17 protein-coding genes and 3 pseudogenes are annotated in these 15,699 nt (G+C 33.7%); 8 read left to right on the top strand and 12 right to left on the bottom strand.

From position 1 onward, the window contains the following. The first annotated feature begins 46 nt into the window (after nt 1–46). Both P9E47_RS22985 and P9E47_RS17425 read left to right on the top strand, forming a co-directional pair. Nucleotides 47–199, top strand: a complete 153-nt coding sequence (locus tag P9E47_RS22985) for a hypothetical protein (RefSeq protein WP_407697192.1) — start codon at nt 47–49, stop codon at nt 197–199. A 282-nt stretch (nt 200–481) separates the two neighbouring features. Next, nucleotides 482–1,153, top strand: a complete 672-nt coding sequence (locus P9E47_RS17425) for a hypothetical protein (RefSeq protein ID WP_003331409.1) — start codon at nt 482–484, stop codon at nt 1,151–1,153. A 466-nt stretch (nt 1,154–1,619) separates the two neighbouring features. Here P9E47_RS17425 and P9E47_RS17420 read toward each other — a convergent pair whose 3' ends face one another. After that, nucleotides 1,620–1,754 (bottom strand): DUF4023 domain-containing protein, encoded by a 135-nt coding sequence (locus P9E47_RS17420; protein WP_003331410.1) that lies wholly within the window; start codon nt 1,752–1,754, stop codon nt 1,620–1,622. Nucleotides 1,755–2,211: 457 nt separating this feature from the next. On the opposite strand from P9E47_RS17420, the gene P9E47_RS17415 reads away from it, so the two are divergent. Both P9E47_RS17415 and P9E47_RS17410 read left to right on the top strand, forming a co-directional pair. Beyond that, nucleotides 2,212–3,177 carry an S-layer homology domain-containing protein gene (locus P9E47_RS17415; RefSeq protein WP_003331411.1) on the top strand — a complete coding sequence of 322 codons (966 nt, stop codon included), beginning with the start codon at nt 2,212–2,214 and terminating at the stop codon, nt 3,175–3,177. A gap of 253 nt (nt 3,178–3,430) precedes the next feature. Next, nucleotides 3,431–3,697 (top strand): annotated as a pseudogene (locus P9E47_RS17410) (transposase); the annotation flags it as partial. Nucleotides 3,698–3,880: 183 nt separating this feature from the next. On the opposite strand, the gene P9E47_RS17405 reads toward P9E47_RS17410, so the two are convergent. The 3 genes from P9E47_RS17405 to istA all read right to left on the bottom strand — a co-directional run bounded on the left by P9E47_RS17405 (nt 3,881) and on the right by istA (nt 7,121). Continuing rightward, the gene (locus P9E47_RS17405; RefSeq protein WP_003331412.1) at nt 3,881–4,426 is read right to left on the bottom strand and encodes a sigma-70 family RNA polymerase sigma factor; all 546 of its coding nucleotides are present in this window, start codon (nt 4,424–4,426) and stop codon (nt 3,881–3,883) included. Nucleotides 4,427–4,827: 401 nt separating this feature from the next. Continuing rightward, the gene (gene istB, locus P9E47_RS17400) at nt 4,828–5,580 is read right to left on the bottom strand and encodes an IS21-like element helper ATPase IstB (RefSeq protein ID WP_326164170.1); all 753 of its coding nucleotides are present in this window, start codon (nt 5,578–5,580) and stop codon (nt 4,828–4,830) included. Beyond that, a complete protein-coding gene (gene istA, locus P9E47_RS17395) occupies nt 5,580–7,121 on the bottom strand; it encodes an IS21 family transposase (RefSeq protein WP_326164169.1) in 1,542 nt (513 codons plus the stop codon). Before istA ends, istB begins: the two co-directional genes overlap by 1 nt. A gap of 788 nt (nt 7,122–7,909) precedes the next feature. Here istA and P9E47_RS17390 point away from each other — a divergent pair. Further along, nucleotides 7,910–8,512, top strand: a complete 603-nt coding sequence (locus P9E47_RS17390; protein WP_004430922.1) for a lysozyme — start codon at nt 7,910–7,912, stop codon at nt 8,510–8,512. Nucleotides 8,513–8,699: 187 nt separating this feature from the next. Here the strand turns inward: P9E47_RS17390 and P9E47_RS17385 are convergent, their stop codons facing one another. Further along, nucleotides 8,700–9,128 carry a hypothetical protein gene (locus tag P9E47_RS17385; RefSeq protein ID WP_004430920.1) on the bottom strand — a complete coding sequence of 143 codons (429 nt, stop codon included), beginning with the start codon at nt 9,126–9,128 and terminating at the stop codon, nt 8,700–8,702. Between the two features lie 391 nt (nt 9,129–9,519). Between P9E47_RS17385 and P9E47_RS23040 the strand changes: the two are divergent. Further along, nucleotides 9,520–9,726: pseudogene (locus P9E47_RS23040) on the top strand (IS1634 family transposase); the annotation flags it as partial. 274 nt (nt 9,727–10,000) lie between these two features. After that, the gene (locus P9E47_RS17380) at nt 10,001–10,729 is read left to right on the top strand and encodes a hypothetical protein (protein WP_004430918.1); all 729 of its coding nucleotides are present in this window, start codon (nt 10,001–10,003) and stop codon (nt 10,727–10,729) included. A gap of 79 nt (nt 10,730–10,808) precedes the next feature. Here P9E47_RS17380 and P9E47_RS17375 read toward each other — a convergent pair whose 3' ends face one another. From P9E47_RS17375 to P9E47_RS17365, 3 genes are all read right to left on the bottom strand, one after another. Beyond that, nucleotides 10,809–11,117, bottom strand: coding sequence for a M23 family metallopeptidase (locus tag P9E47_RS17375; protein WP_268869811.1), 309 nt, complete (start codon nt 11,115–11,117; stop codon nt 10,809–10,811). A 612-nt stretch (nt 11,118–11,729) separates the two neighbouring features. Then, nucleotides 11,730–12,062, bottom strand: a complete 333-nt coding sequence (locus tag P9E47_RS17370) for a hypothetical protein (RefSeq protein WP_157382027.1) — start codon at nt 12,060–12,062, stop codon at nt 11,730–11,732. Between the two features lie 229 nt (nt 12,063–12,291). After that, on the bottom strand, nt 12,292–12,444 hold the full coding sequence (locus P9E47_RS17365; protein ID WP_004430913.1) for a hypothetical protein: 153 nt from the start codon (nt 12,442–12,444) through the stop codon (nt 12,292–12,294). 657 nt (nt 12,445–13,101) lie between these two features. Between P9E47_RS17365 and P9E47_RS17360 the strand changes: the two genes are divergently transcribed. After that, a complete protein-coding gene (locus P9E47_RS17360) occupies nt 13,102–13,539 on the top strand; it encodes a hypothetical protein (RefSeq protein WP_157382026.1) in 438 nt (145 codons plus the stop codon). A 94-nt stretch (nt 13,540–13,633) separates the two neighbouring features. Here the strand turns inward: P9E47_RS17360 and P9E47_RS17355 are convergent, their stop codons facing one another. The 4 genes and pseudogenes from P9E47_RS17355 to P9E47_RS17345 form a co-directional block, all read right to left on the bottom strand. After that, nucleotides 13,634–14,245, bottom strand: a complete 612-nt coding sequence (locus tag P9E47_RS17355) for a hypothetical protein (RefSeq protein WP_326164140.1) — start codon at nt 14,243–14,245, stop codon at nt 13,634–13,636. A gap of 67 nt (nt 14,246–14,312) precedes the next feature. After that, the gene (locus P9E47_RS17350; protein ID WP_004430907.1) at nt 14,313–14,942 is read right to left on the bottom strand and encodes a helix-turn-helix domain-containing protein; all 630 of its coding nucleotides are present in this window, start codon (nt 14,940–14,942) and stop codon (nt 14,313–14,315) included. Continuing rightward, nucleotides 14,921–15,224: pseudogene (locus tag P9E47_RS22980) on the bottom strand (transposase). The gene P9E47_RS17350 and the pseudogene P9E47_RS22980 overlap by 22 nt, the downstream one beginning before the upstream one ends. Before the next feature lie 267 nt (nt 15,225–15,491). Then, nucleotides 15,492–15,674 carry a hypothetical protein gene (locus P9E47_RS17345; protein ID WP_157382022.1) on the bottom strand — a complete coding sequence of 61 codons (183 nt, stop codon included), beginning with the start codon at nt 15,672–15,674 and terminating at the stop codon, nt 15,492–15,494. Nucleotides 15,675–15,699: the final 25 nt, after the last annotated feature.

The following is a 15,699-nucleotide window of genomic DNA, read 5'->3' as shown; positions in this document are numbered from 1 at the left end:
TTGACATCACCTAATACTGACAGATGAAGTCTAGTTATATTTAGCTGTGATGATGGATTTATGCGGCAAGGAACTTGTTGGCTGGCCGATGGGAAAGAGAATGACCAAAGATTATCTGGTTACATACTTAAATAACGCTCGAAATAAGCGCGAAAAAGTAAGAGATGTAATAGTCTACTCGGACAGAGGGAGCCTATAGTGTTCAAACGAGTACCGAAGGATGTTTAAAAAAGAGTGCTATCAGTGTTCCATGGGCCAGAAAGGGAACTGTTACGATAACGCTCCAATGGAGAGCTTTTGGGCAAACCCAAGCAATAATGGCTTAATGGCAAGCTTTTCAAAACACGCAACGAAGTGCGTGCGGCTGTATTTCGGCATATTAAATCCTACTACTACCGCAAAAAAATTATACGCTGTAAACAGCTATATGATGTCTGAAGAGATTGTGACACAATCAAAAAAATAAAAAAGGGTGTGCAATATGAAAAAAAGATTATTGGTTTGTATTACGATCATGTTGATGCTATCATCGGCTTGTGAAAATGTTAAAACAACATCAACTCCGAGGACATCCAATCCTTCGAATAATAGCGTAGAAAATGCAACGGTTCCCCCAGGTGTGGAAACTTCTCAAACAAATACTACTAGTGAGCCTGAACCTGAAACGGATGAGTCTATTATTCCAAAAAATACAGCTGAATATTGTTCTGGGGTATGGACAAATTTGGATAGTGAAACTGAAACGTTTTTTTATGGAACTTGGAAAGTTGAGAAACTTTTAGGATTTGCAAATTCATATAATGATGCTTCTGAATATCCAACGGGGCAAAAAATTATTGGGGATGAATTTATAATCAAAAAAGACTTCTTTTCATCAAAAGGACTTAAAAACTATAATGATTATCAATATGAACTAAAAAATCCATTATATAGGATGGAGTGGATATGCTATAATACAGACTCTTTTTATAGATTATTTAAAATAAATCCTGATGTTTTAAATATAAATTTAAATGATAAAGTGAAAGATATAGGCATAAGTGATTCTTCTACAAAACTTGGTGTACCCCTAAGTTTTTTTATTGTTAATAATGATAGGCTTATCTTGACATTAGAGGCAACAAACTTTGAGCTAAAAAAAGTCACTGATTAAATGAATTCAGGTTATATAATAAACTTTGTGCTAATAGAATAGAAAATCCCCAAGAAGGCAAGGATGGCCTGTGTAACGATTCTGAAAATGCTTGTGAATCTCGTCTTTTAAACAAGAAAAATTAGCCTAAAGGCTAATCTTTCTTATTTTTATTTAAAGACGAAGCAACGTGTCTGATAGAAAGTTATTTTTGATAAACTTTCATTATAATGCTATTCCGATTAGGGGTACAAACCATAGAACCGCCTGGGTTGCACTTCTACATTGTCCCACCTTGTTTTATGGTAAAAAGGGCCAATAATACTTTAGATAAATGGGGGTTTTTTAAACCAATTATTTCTTTTCCTGCGAAGATTGTCGGGTTTTACTTACATAAGATTTAATGCAGACCCATTTATTGGTTATTTAATACCAGTAAAGTAAGACAAATTGTGATACTCACGTAATTGCTAAGTTTTTCAAAAAGCTAATCCATTTTACTTTGACTATGCGACTTATTAGGCAATCTTTTTTCAGGATGGCCTTTCCCGCGTTTGCGATTTTGCTCATCTTTTTGTTGTTTATCATGTATTCTCGCTACAAATTCACTTGTGCTCTCCATTTCGTCTCCACCTTTATCAATGTTATGGTTTAGCGTTTTGGCGGCTTTTTAAATATTGGGCACTGCCACGCTTTTCTTTTTGTTACTATACCCATTTTGAGATAAAAAATGTAGCGGTGGAGCATTAAATTTAAATTTGGCTATGTAGTATTTCAACATACAATCATCTCAATTTTCAAGCCTGTGGACAAGGTGGGATTTAATGCCTATGGGACTTTTGATGACAGGGGGATTCCTCCATATGAAGTAGCGTACTCCAAAGTTGGCTCAATGTAAGTCTTCCCAATATTCGTTTTAATTGTGTTATAATAAATTCCCAGAATATGTTTCTTTCTTTGGCGTTTTGGATCAGTTTAAAGCCTATTCTATTAAAGATTGGAGTATTTTAAATTAGAATTTTCGTATTAGAGCCTTCGAAATTCAGGGTTATTTAATATATCCAAGGGGTGGGAAATATATGAGATCAATTTTTTTAAAGTTCCTATTCGTTTTGTCAATTACTTTAACATTGGTGGCGGGAAATATAAATATTGCTTCAGCTTATAATCATGGGTGGTCCTCTCATGCAATATCAAATTTTTTGGAAAATAAAGTGGATGCTCCAGATGTTTTGAAGGATGAAAAATACTTGGAAAGTTTGACTAGGGAAGATTTTGCAGGATTGATTATTGCTTTTTATGGAATAGCAACTAAAACTGATAAAAATAGTGTAGAGTTGAAACAGCATCCATTTAAAGATACAAATTCTATAGATGTTCAAAGAGCGTACTCATTGGGAATTATAAAAGGAATTAGTAAATCTGAGTACGGTTCGGCAGCTAGCCTAACTAGGGAAGAGTTTGCAACAATGATCAAGCGGTTCTTAAATATGAATGGAATCAACACAGATGCAACTGGTAATTTAAATCAATATGCTGATAAAAATGAAATAAGTAATTGGGCTTATAACTCTATGCTTTATTGTGTTAATAAAGGGATTATTAGGGGTGTTGGTGTTAGAGAACCGAAACTAGATCCTAAATCACCTATTACTGTAGAACAAGCCCTTACCATTTTAAATAGAATCGCTTTAGAATATAACTGGTTTACCCCTTCGAAAGATGTTTATTATAGTGGCTTTTTAGTACCAATAAATAATGAATTGACCGTTATTACAGATGGAGACACTACTAGTATACATATAGAGTGGAGTAAGATAAAAGACTATACTAAGTTAGAAAACGACTTATTTTATATGTTAAATAGTAAAATAAAAGATACCACGAAAACAAGTGAGATAGTAAAACGTATCATGAATACACAATTTGATTATGAAAATGGAATTAGGAAAAATTTATGGTCAGATAGTTTTGAAATTGGAGAAATGAAGGTATATATGAATACCGATGACAATGACGCTGTAACTTGGCTACACGTAGAGTAATATTAGTATTAAGTTAGAAAACAAGGGGTGCTGCATATGCGACAACGACACCCTTTGTTTGATGAAAAATGAATTATCTAAAATCACAAGAACCTGTGTCTTTAACGTATCCTTCGCTGTCTTCTGTCGGGGTCAGATATCCGTATCTATTGCCATTCATTGAGCCTTCGTCAGCATACCGTGTTAAAACGCTATTATTTATTCTTAATTTTTCATATGAATAACTTGTTGTAGTAAGTGTAGTCCTTGAGAAGGTTTTTATTTTGACAGAATGAACAGTCATCCCTTCTTAATCAACGAGGTAAAGATGATGTTAAGCCTTCTCGCTTATAATTTAACCAATTGGTTACGAACCCTTTGCTTTCCTGAAGGGCAAAAGGCCATGCAAATTGATACCATACGGACTCGAATCATTAAGGTTGCCAGTAAACTGGTGAAATCAGGTAGATCCTTTTACTTTAAATTATCATCGAGTTTCGTCTATCAGAAGTTCTTTTGGAACGTGTTTGGTCGAGTATAAAAACTCCAGATTGAGTAGCTTAAAAATCGGCTTTTTATTAACAGTACATGAAATTGCACTTACTTGTGGAGGAATCCACACATTTTAAGGAACTATGAATATTTCAGGATGAAGTAAATAGATACTAATAGCAATTGGAAAATTTATATTACCAATTAATGTAATGATGTCATAATCCAATACCTAACAACTCCTTCTTAGTTTTTCTAGGGCTTTATTACGGGTTTTGGAAACAGCCTGTTGGGAAATACACAGTATTTCAGCAATCTCTTTATCTTTTAAATCATCAATATAGGACATTGACAGTATATTTTTTTGATGTTGGGATAAGCTGCGTAATTTCTTTATTAGTTCAACATTTTCAATATAATCTTCGATGCACTTGGAATTTGTCGGGTATTCATAAGTCTCTGATACTGCAATGTTGTCTACTAAAGTCATATTTTCCTCATCATCAATTGATTTATCTAATATAACCATGCACCGTTCTTCTCTCTTTCTTTCACTTTTATCAAAATTGATTGAAAGGTAATAAATGTATTGCGAAAAGTAGCTTAATATCCTTACAGCACGAAAATGTTCTTTAAACCTTTCATCTAATGCCTTCTGATTTTCTGGGGTTGGTTTTTTTAAAAAGAGCAGAAGTAAATTTTGATTTTCCTTTTCAGAGACAAATGTCTTTATAATTGGATTATCTAGTGCTTCTTTTGGAATTAATTGAGTTAGCATAAAATAAAATCACCCTCATAAGAATGTATGTTCCTTTTTTGTTCAAAAAAATATTTCGCTTTTTTATAACCAAAAGGTTAAATAATTAATTACTATATAAAGTAAAATTCCCTTTTTAAAATACAACCTTTCAATTAAATTTTACAATATTAACCTTTTATCAACAACAATAATAAGAAAATATGTTCGTTAGTTGTATGTTGAATTTAGCTATGGTAAACGCCTTTTCACTAAACAGTAAGGAGAATGGATAGTAACTTTAAAGGTTTTATGGAGTGCCAAGCATGATTGCCAAAGCCATGTAACCGTCAAGTAGTTTTGAACACTTTTCGCTAATTAAGTTTGAACACTTTTTATGATGATTCAAATTCCCCACCTATTTTTCATAGGCAAGGGAATGATTAATTAAAAATTGTTGAGCGATGTTTTAATCTCCAGCTGTCATTCTCATTTAATTGAATAACTTCTACTCTATGAAGTAATCGATCTAAAATTGCGGTAGTGATTCCCTGGTCTCCCATCAACTCCACCCATTGCTCAGGACCTTTATTAGAGGTGATGATAATGGAACTTTGTTCATATAAATGGTTTATTAGATGAAAAAAAAGATTGGCTTCGCGTTGATCCATTGCCATATACATTAAATCATCAATAATAACCAAATCAGCTTCTCTTAATCTTTTAAGCTGCACTTTCGATTTTTGAATATATTCTTCTGTTTTCAATAGTTGTACAAGTTCGCCCATAGTTGAAAAGACAACCTTATATCCCTTTTGAATGGCGTCAATACCTAAACCGATCGCAAGGAAGGTCTTTCCAGCCCCAGGCGGCCCTAGTAGGATTATATTATACTGCTGATCCAACCAGTTAAGCTCTCTTAACTGGTTTAATTGTCGGGTACTCAGGGCTGCTTGCTCTTCTATATTAAATTCGTTTAATGTCTTATAATAAGGAAACCTTGCCCACTTGAGCCTCTTTTCCACATTTTTTTCTTCCCGTCTTTTTAACTCATATGTAAGGATTTCCTGTAGGATCTCTTGATAAGTCCAAGACATTTTTTCCGCATTACGAAGTAATACAGGCAGTTCATTTGCTACTTCCGTCATCCGAAGATGGCGGAATTGCTCTTGAAGAAGTTGTACCGTTTTAGTCATCATGAAGCGCCTCCTAAAATTTCAATATATTGTTCCATATCCCTAGTTGCTGCCGTAGCTTTTATTGCGGGGTTGACTGTTTTTGATTTTTGCATCGTAGGTACTTTAGGAGTTTCTTTTTCTTTTAGTCTAGCGAAATGTTGGGCAATATCACGAAGATCGTTACCACTCCATAACTGGTCTTTAATGCAAACATCTAGGGCTTCGTTTATGTCTGATCGAAAATGGGTAATGGCGTATTGAATGACTTGAAGTTGATCACGTATGTATCTTGGATACCGGCATCCTACTTCATGTATAAATTGTTCAGCCTTTTCTTGATTTTCAAATTGACGAATCACAGTTTCCTTGTATGCTTGAATTCCTTTTGAGCGATCCCTTGTATGTTGGCGATTCTTAATCAATTCCCCTTTTCCATGGGATATTTTGTGTCTAGCTAATATCTCCCCTTGTGGCTCTTTCCGAATAATGAGGTTTTCCTCCTGAATTTCTATATAGACCTTATTTTCTCCCCTTGGGCGATAAGTTCCTAATGGGAGTGAATAACGATTAGATTTGTATTTTATAACATTGTCCTTATGGACAGTTCTTGTTATACTAGAACCAAGGTTGCTCTCGAAAGAGAGTAGGGGAGAGACTGGCTTTAAGTGTTGCTTTTCGAGGGCGTGCACTTCTACCGGTCTCTTTTTTGTTGTATTGTGTACATTGTAATTCCCCGTCCTTTCTAACCATGCAATACACTTCTCATTCCATGTCTCTAAATTTGAAAATATCCTGTGTTTCACAAAATTCCTTTTCACATATTTCACCACATTTTCAACTCGTCCTTTACTTTCTGGGTCTGCCTTACGGCATAAATAAATTCGAAAACCTCTATCTTGCTTGTATGCTTGAAATTCACTCGTCAGAATAATATCACCAGCATTTTCGCTGACTGTAATCAGATGGTCTTGGTCATATACAATCTCTTTTGGCATTCCTCCAAAAAATTGAAAAGCCTTTTCATGACAGCTAATGGTATCTCTTGTAGTAAAAGGCCTATCTAAAAATTCCACATACTTAAAGCGAGAATGCGACAAAACAAACGTAATAAAATATAATTTGACATCCTTCTTTTCTAAATTTTTAACCGTTATTTCACCCCAATCCACCTGCATTTGTTGTCCCATCGGTAATTCCTCTATTGCTTCATATGATCTAACATGTAAAACCTTAGGAATATGGTAAACATCTCGAAGATGACTTACATAGTTTCTAACCGTACTTCCCCCAACCACTAAATCCGGATAATGCTCTTTTAACCAAGCCTCCACTTGAGCTGAAGACATGTCCGGATCGTTTTTCAGCCAACTTAATATCTTATCCTGATATGAATCCAATTTCTTTGTTCTGCTACCAAGAGAGGCTGCCCAATCTTTTGCTTCCTCGAATGTCATTTTTAAATATTTATTGACTGTATTTCTCGAAATACCCAGTTTTCTAGCAATTGCAGACCTACTAAAACCTTTCTCCCTTAATTGATGAATTTCTAAAAACAAGATTAATTTTTCCACCTTTCTCATACCCTCCAACTAAACAAATGATGATAGCTTTATCATAGCTTAGTAGAGGATTAATTTGGTAAAAAAGTGTTCAATCTTATCTGGCGGAAACTGTTAATAATAGTTTAGCAGTTACAAGCCAATCCTTGGTACCGGCAGCTTGGCTTTTAAAACAAGTAAAATGCGACAACTATCTTTTCGAACACTGGCATCTATCATGCCGTTTTTGAACTTATCTCGAACTTACCCACGATTTAGAGTAAGAAACAGGAGCGTGATAGTTTGAATAAGACAAATTAAAAAGTCGTTTCCTTCTATATTTAGGAAACGACTTTTTTACGTTTAAATTTGTTAGCATGAAAATAACGCTATTTTTTACATTACGCAACTTAAGAATAAAAGAAGGTTTATAACTAAGTTTTACATATATCTCGGCTGATCCCCCTATCAGGCTCCAACAGAAGAAAGCGAAGAAAATGTTAAAGATACTCGATCTTGTTTATTAAAATTACCAGTTGCCACTTTGTTAATTCCACTCATACTTAAAAAACCCATGAAAATTGTTACAAAGCCTTCTCTATTTAGATTTGCTATCGCAATTTATAATTTCCGAAAAATACTACTGTATTTTATTAATTTTTAAAAAATTATTTTTAGGGTTTATTTTTTAGTAAGAAAATCCCCTTTATAAATTGTAGGACAAACAATCTGGCCAGTGAGAAATCCTAACAAAATAATGCAATTCAAAAACTTAATAACAAAAAATCAATTAACAAAGGAGTTTTATTATGTCAAATTTTTCTTTAGGCACAGATGGGGCAAACCTTATCAAAAAATATGAGGGATTTAGCTTGAAATTTTATGGAGATCCATATGGGTATCCGACAGTTGGATGGGGACATTTGATAACAAAGACTAAAACATATACTAAAAATACAACAGGTAATCCAAATGATTCTCTTCTATCCCAAGCAGAAGCTGATGCTTTATCAAAATCTTTAAATCTGGGTTATACTTCACCAATTTCTCAGGCTAAAGCAGATACTTTCTTTGCTAATGATACTGTAAAAGCTGTAGGGGATGTAAATAAGTTAGTACTTCCTACAGGTTGTCAACTTTCACAATCTCAATTTGATGCACTTGTTTCATTAACATTCAATGGAGGTTCTAAGGTGCTTGAAACTAATGATGTACAAGTTATGCTTGCCACTCCGCAAATATATCCAAATTTTGTTGGACCAATTACACCAACTGAAATTGATACTTGTTCAAGATTAGTCAGCAAAGCATTTTCATATGACAGGAATTTACAAAGAAGAAGAAATGAAGAAGCAACTTTATTTTGTAAAGGCCGAGTATATACACACAAATACCCAGTATATACATTATAGTTTAATCGAGTAGAAATATAAAGCAATTTTTACGATATCAACAAGAAAGATTAGCCTTTAGGCTAATCTTTCTTAATTTAAAGACAAGATTCACAAGCATTTTCAGAATCACTACACAGGCCATCTTTCCCTTCTTGGAGATTTTCTATTCTATTAGCACAAAGTTTATTACATAACCTGAATTCATTTAATCAGTGACTTTTTTCAACTCAAAATTTGTTGCCTCTAATAACAAGATAAGCCTATCATTATTAACAATAAAAAAGCTTAGAGGTACACCAAGTTCTGCAGAGGGGCCACGTATTGATATCCATTTCACTTTATCATTTAAATTTATATTTAAAACATCAGGATCTAATTTAAATAATCTGTAAAAAGAAGTTGTATTATAGCATATCGATTCAATACTGTATAATGGATCTTTTATTTCATATTGATAATCATTATAGTTTTTAAGCCCTTTTGATGAAAAGAAGTCTTTTTTGATTATAAATTCATCCCCAATAATTTTTTGCCCTGTTGGATATTCAGAAGCATCATTATATGAATTTGCAAATCCTAAAAGTTTCTCAACTTTCCAAGTTCCATAGAAAGACTTTTCAGTTTCACTATCCAAATTTATCCGTTCATGAGAACAATATTCAGCTGTATTTTTTGGAATAATAGGCTCATCCGTTTCAGGTTCAGGCTCACTAGAAGGATTTGTTTGAGAAGTTTCTGCACTTGAAGAAACAGTTGCATTTTCTACGCTATTATTCGAAGGATTTGAAGTCCCGGAGTTGATGTCGTTTCAACACTTTCACAAGCCGATGATAGCATCAACATGAGCGTAATACAAACCAATAATCTTTTTTTCATATTGCACACCCTTTTTTGATTGTGTCATAATCTCCTTTATCTTGTTCATCTTACCCAACCTTTCTATGCATCATCACTATCATATCCTTAAAATGGAAAAATATAAATATAAAAATTATGAAAAGCCTTGAAAAACAGGGCTTTTTGTGGAGTTATTTGATGGTTTTTATGCTATATGTGCGAATTTAGAAGATCATGCTCCAGACATTATAAAGATTAATCACAGACGTTGGAAAATAGAAGAGTGTTTTTTCATCATGAAAAGCGAATTTAAAGCTAGACTCGTATACCTAAGCCGGGACGATAGGATAGAGGCTCATTTCACTACCTGCTTTCTATCAATGATATTATTAAGAGACACAAAAAGATAAAAAAAGCACTCCATTTTTATAACATATAGAAAAGCTTGAAATGCCCTAGTTATAAGGGATTCCAAGCCTTTTCTGTTCTCCAAGTGTCAAAGATGGGATTTTACCCCTTTAATATATTTCATATGAAGTATAGCCTCGTGTAATAAGAACCAAATAATTTCCGGTATTTTACAAACCTTACAGTAATATTCCGATTTTTTCATGTTAAAATTAGACTTGAATGCTCTATTTAAAATTGAATGGGGGTACAGATATATCCATGAAGAAAGAGATTATGCTATATTGTCTAATGATTTTTTTACTGGTTGGAGGGGTTGGTTGTAATCAATCTTCTAAAAGAGAAATTTTAAATGTTAACGGTCAGCGGCAGGAAGGAAATGTAACCTCTGAGGAGAAAAGTTTATCCATTAGCATTATTCCAAAAGATGAAGTACTAATTATATTAAATAATATTAAGAATCCAATTGAATTAAATGAACAGTTATTAAATAGTGATAAACAATCAATAGTTGATGCTTTTATCCAGATTGAAGAATGGACAAATAATGCTTTAACTTTAAGTGGTATAGGTGATGGTAGTTATATCGATTATAAGGCTAGAGAGGAAATTAAAAAGAAATTAATGGCTTATCATGATGTAGAACACATAGATAAACTACTAGCCTATTACTATCCTGAAAATCCTGAATATATACCTGCAGAACACTATGGAAAGGCTAAGGGCCTTTACCTTATGCGAGCGACTGAAGCTTGGGGTACCGGTTCACTGGACTTTGCTAACAAAAAAGGAACAGTTTCAAACATTAGTGTTAAGTATAACGAAGATAATATTTTAGTCACTTTTGAGGGTGAATACAAACAAATAGATGATGTTATTCATTTTAAGAGAACTTTTTCGTTAATTAAACAGAAGCGTGAAGGGAATTTTGTAATTCATAACTCCGCATTAGAAGAGCCCCTAGGTAACTTTCCATCATTACCGTTTTAAAAACATTATACTTTTTCTGTAACTGTACTTTATTAAAAATTTAAGGGAAGTCGTAGTATATCGGACTTCCCTTAAACAACTAAATATAATTCCGAGGATTTACAGGTGTTGAGTTACTGTTTGAATTTGTACATCCTGAACTTGGACATGTTCTCGTTTCAAAATGAAGATGTGTACCAGTTGATGTACCTGTATTACCCATTTCTCCAATTTTTTGTCCTGCTGTTACATAATCGTTAAGATTTACAATAATTTTAGATAAATGAGCATACCTTGTTTGGACATACTGCCCATTAAGGCTGTGATTGATATAAATTACGTTTCCATAACCGCTAAGTTCCCCATCTTTAAATACACCACGAACATTCCCATTCGCCATTGCATAAATTGGGTCTCGGTCTACTTTAGATGTTTTTGCTCAGATATCAATACCTTTGTGAGAACCTGAAAATTCTTGTGTTACTCTAGTTGATTCTGTTGGCCATGTATATGTCATTGTGCATACCTCCTAAATTAATTTAAATTGAGTTTCAGCAATGAGGCCAAAATAGAAAGTTGCCTCAAACTTTCTACTTTTTTGGTGCTGATATTATATAAAGGAAAAATGTCTAACTATTTTACAACCCAAATTACAAAAAATTTAATTTTGTCTATAGAATCCACAGGTTCTTTTTTTCAAATATGGAGGACTAATCCCACAAAGGCTTCAACCCTTCAAAATCCCAATGCAAAAGCCAAATTAAAAATCAGGTGGTACCCAATCCATCTGATTTTCCAATTCTAAGACAAAATAAAATTACTTCTCCCCCTTACCAAAGCCCTCCAGTAGAGGATTTTAAAGGAACACGGGGGTCGGTTTGCGTGTTCCATTTGGAACATGAGAAATTGAAAAAATACAAAAACAAATGGAGAAAAACGACTCGTTTTTCTCCATTTGTTTTATTTCAGGGGCTTATCAGACGACCCCCTCTTTAACTTAATAATACCTTTCATTATCACCCTAAAAATACCCTCTAGCAAAAATATCTTTATCATTCACATCTACTGGGGAAATCCCTTCTGAATATGAACCACTTATTTTGATTCCCTTTATTCCATATTTGAAAAATAGAGCACCTGTGGATTTATCCACAAGTAGTTCATAAGGTCCCTCTAATATCCAATATCCCGCTATTTCATCTTTATATTCTAATTTATCTATTTTTTGTCGAATCTCAGCCAATGCCCGATTTGAGCTATCACTACCATTTACATATTTATCATTCATTAAAAATGTGCTGTACGCCGTTTCCATGGCTTTTCCAGCTAACTTCAAAGCATCTTCTTTTGACACCTCATTCGCTCTATTATCAAGAGAAATTAATGGATTCCCAAAGGGCATAATGGGGACACAGTTCCCGACCCTCTGGCTCAATATGGTCACTATAATCTGATAACCCAGTAACCCCCACTTTATTTCATAGTCTATTTCATGTATAATAAGAATATAATAAAAAAGAGAAGCGTGCCAAACGCTTCTCAACGCAACTGCTACCATTAGGGTGGTGGTTGTCTATAAAGGTTTACTTTTTACGAGAACCACCCTTTTGCTTGCGACGGCGTAGGGTGGTTTTCTCGTGTACTTGTTCTAAAAAGTTTTTCCGAAAGAAATATGCACCAATTTCACGTACAATCCCCTTCAGAACTTCTCTGAAAAATTCAAGAAACGTTTCCATGATTATCACCTCCTTTCCAATAGGAAAGAAGAGTAACAACCATCCACCCTTTAGTATTCAGTTGCCTATTTATTTTAACACAACCTACTAATCAACCATCCTCACATTCTTCGACAAAATCCGGGACGTCACTGTAACGGGGCCTTTTAAAATCCCATATTCTACTATTCTCGACTTTTTTCGAGCGGTGACAGGCACCTAATAATAATAAAGAAATTGAATCCTATATAAATGAATTTGGTAATATTCTACAAATGTACAACGAAATGTTTAATACAAATTATTCACTGCTGAATATTGCCATGCATTAGTACCAGCATTGCCTTCTTTTTGATCCACTCAAATTTGCTATGTCAAAATAGGTATTTGAACCTAACCTTAAGGGGTGGTCCCATTTTGAGGTCTTGACAATGAGCCTCTGTGGTAATAGTTTTAGGCAATAAACGGCAGGTGAAAGCTTGCCCCCGGCAAGGAAGCCTACCATTACCACCTCTCATTGTAAAGACCATTTTCAATTCCTTGTAGTAGGTCCATAGTACTAGATCTCTTCATGACAGAGGTGGCTCAATTTGGTGTCCTATGTGGATCAATTTCATGGCATAGGTGGTTCATTTCAATGGCAATAATCAACTGCCACCTGTAGTTATTTTATTACCTATGAACATGAATATTAGTTATAGTTTCGTTAATTCCTTTGGCGATAAAGACCATATCATACTTCAAATTAACCCTGTAGATTTCACGAAATTTGCAGGTATTAATGACTTAATACCTCTTCAAATAGATATGGCATTTGGTGACAGCCAGTTTAATGACGCGAAAAATTATGCGAAATGGCTTGTATTTAACGGTAAGTTAGGAATTTATCTCGATAGTTCAAGTTCTAATGTATCTGAAACAACAATATTAGGAAACTTTTTGGTAAATATCCCCAAACAATATATGATGGATACTAAAGATGGTCAAATATTATTAAACATTGACGATAAAAAGTTATCGAATAATCTATTTATGAAATGGAAGGAGATTCTTTTAGATAACAATCAAAATGATTGGAAACAAATAAATGAGATATTGACGAATAACTTAGATTAGTTCTAAGCTATTCTTTATTTAGGATATGTTTAACTTGAAGGCTAAATAAAAACAAAGCATGAGAAAAATAAAATGTATTCTCATGCTTTATTTATTAAAATTCTTTAGACCATCGTTCATTTTCATACATAATATTTACACTTGCGTGTTCGACATTTAATTCATATTGGAGATAATCAATGAAAGATTCAAACATATCTTCGTTTATCTCTTCTTTTTTGTTATTTAATTTAATATTAAGCATAGGGGGGTAATTCATTTGTGGCGTAAATGCCATACCTTGTGGTTCTCCGAATGTTTCAGTTATATAACTGTAAATTTTCGGTTTTACTTGTTCTATGGATTTTGTTAATTCTTGAAATGCTATATCATCTTCCATTTGTTTCGTATGTCTATTTTCATAAACCAAGAACTTATTTTGTGTTTCTGTATTTAAAATCACTGCAGCATAGTCAAATTCACCATATTGCTCATCAGCGTCATACTCAAAACCAGAGATTTCATATTCCATAGTTGGATATTTCTCTTGTAAGTATTGTTCGGCTTGTGAAATTACCTTTGCTACTTCTTTTTCATCTGGTATTAACGATGCCCTAAAATAAGAAATTGAAAAGACAGTCCCGAATATTAGTAATATCACTAGTAATATCACTATTCCGCCAACTGAAAAAATGAATATGCTCCAACCCTTTAACCACTTATTCATCATTTCACCCCCCTTATCAGTATATCTGTTTATTTCGCGGATATTTATACTCCCTTCGGCTAGCCCGTTATATAAGGAAAATAAATGCATTTTCAACTGCATCTATATCTTTTTTCAAGCCGTTAAGAAAACTATTTAATTCACTTAATTCAAGACTTTCTGCCTCTTCTATCCATGCTTGTAAAGATTCCTTCTTTCCAGAAAGAAGAATCTCCTTAAAATACCAAACCAAGTCGTGTAATTTACTTAATAACGGATATTTGTTGAAGGCATTCTTGACTTGTTCATGAGTGAGTTGTTTAACTTTCTCCAGCGGTTTATAGAGTAACTTTAAAAGCCACTTTCTTTCTATAATCTCAGTAGAACCGGTAGAATCATAGTCTTTTAGATCTCTTTCTAGCCTTTTTTCCTTCGCTATGAATTGTCTGATGGCAGCTACTGAACCTTTATATCCTTTTTTACAAATCGATGCATGAATATCTTTATAAGGAATTCCATTCGAACGCATTGAAATAACTTCATTTCTAAAGGGAGAAAGTTTTCCGGAGCGCTGTACACCATATTGGCCGTGGATGGGGTTGAAATTGGGGGATAGGTAATTTTTTATTGTTTTCTTTGTATGCCCTGTCTCATCAACTATTTGTCTTATACTATATCCTTTATCATGTAAAGCCCTTACTTTTTCAGCTCTAGCCAAGATTTTTTCGATAGCTTCTCTGTGTTCTTGGCCACGTAACTACATTGCGTGATCGCATCCGTCAAATTTTTTACTAAATGAAACTGATCGCTGATGTGGTGAGCATCTGGATGAGCTTCTCGAATAGCAGAAGCATATGTGAGAGAGCCAAGCGACAACGTCATCTTTATCCCTTGAGTCTATTATATCTATGACTCTACCATCATTTAGATCAACCATGATAGTACCGTAACTTGATCTTTTTTTCAGAGCGAAATCATCGATACAGACAGCATCTATCATCTCCTTATTTATTATTGGTTCGTTTTTTTTTTTTTGATAATTACAGATCGAACTCTTTTTAACATTGGCTATATGTTGCGTTAGATAAGTTGCAGCTGACACAGAACTTTGTGTCAGCGAAATTTCTATAATCACTTCTAATAATCGTTTAGTTTTTTTAGCTTTATTATCTATAAAGGAAAAGGATTCTGCAAAAGTTGTACGATCACATAGTGGGTTATCACAAAACATTTTTCGATTAGTTAACGTAATCATTACCTTTTTATCTTAAATAAGCAAATCTTGGAAGGTCCGTTTATAGCGAGAGTGGATTCGAGAAGATACCGTTTGACAAGATGGGCATGTACATTCTTTTTGAGTAGATTCAACATAGAAATGAATGAAATTTGCCGTGATGTCAGTACTTGTACAAATTAAATTATCGTCAAGTAGTTTCACTAATTCATCCATCGTACGACCCTCCAGTTATTCTTTC

The organism is Schinkia azotoformans (assembly GCF_035811335.1).
Taxonomy (GTDB): domain Bacteria; phylum Bacillota; class Bacilli; order Bacillales; family Bacillaceae_J; genus Schinkia; species Schinkia azotoformans.
Note: the sequence above shows the minus strand (reverse complement) of the source record. Positions and strands in the feature narration are given on the sequence as shown.